This is a genomic window from Paraburkholderia panacisoli (assembly GCF_008369935.1).
Lineage (GTDB): Bacteria > Pseudomonadota > Gammaproteobacteria > Burkholderiales > Burkholderiaceae > Paraburkholderia > Paraburkholderia panacisoli.
This window is the reverse complement of the sequence record NZ_VTUZ01000151.1, coordinates 1-787: the sequence shown is the minus strand read 5'-3', so window position 1 is coordinate 787 and position 787 is coordinate 1. Positions and strand designations below refer to the sequence as shown.

Genomic DNA, 787 nt, shown 5'->3' with positions numbered 1-787 from the left:
TGCTCTTTGCGGGATACGGACTGGCATCGCCGGTACTACCGGCACACCACCCTCGGCGCGGGTCTCCTGCAGAGCGCGCCACCTCTTGCTTTCTTCAAGTTCTTCAAGGTTGACTTGATCGTCGATCATAATTTGCTCCTAGTATGGAGATAAAACTCTTCGCCATGGACGAAGGCGTCTGCGCAATTCGCGACGCTTGGTTCTCTTCCAGTTCGTGCATCGCCGCCCGCGAAAAGAAGGCAGCCCGCGTCATATGATGTTCCGTTGCCGCCGCGTCGACGCGATCAAGCAGGGTGTCGAGAATGTTAAACCGGAGTTCGACGGCTGTCGAAGACACGCGTGCCAGATCGATTTCGACGAACACCCAAAGTCCATCGCTGCCATCCGCTCTGAGAGCGCGTAGCTCTGTGTCACTGGTTGGTGCGGAAATTGGCTGATCACTACCGTCATATGCCTGCTCGATGACCCGCTGCGCGTTGAGTTCGATTTCTGCGCGGGAACTTCCGATCAGGTCGACTCGCGGAAAATCGGGAAAATGCGCACGCAGCTGGGTACTGCTAATGCGATTGACGTAAAGCGGATATTTCATGGTAGGGCTCGATCTTTCCAACGGACGGAAAGGTGTACGTGCGCGACTCACAACTGCGCAGGTTGAATTTTGCCGTCGATAATGTCCTTGCCATATTGCAACGCAAGGTTTAGTGCGTCGACGGACAGAGCGGGATCGGTTCCTGCAAACTGCACCGCATAGCGCCGTGTCCCGGCATTGGAAGACGGTCCCGCATCG

1 protein-coding gene is annotated in these 787 nt (G+C 56.2%); it reads right to left on the bottom strand.

Annotation, left to right across the window (positions count from 1 at the left end; all coding sequences use genetic code 11):
* Positions 1 to 103 precede the first annotated feature (103 nt).
* Positions 104 to 589, bottom strand: a complete 486-nt coding sequence (locus tag FVF58_RS51090; RefSeq protein WP_149676994.1) for a type II toxin-antitoxin system HicB family antitoxin — start codon at positions 587 to 589, stop codon at positions 104 to 106.
* Between the last annotated feature and the right edge of the window lie 198 nt (positions 590 to 787).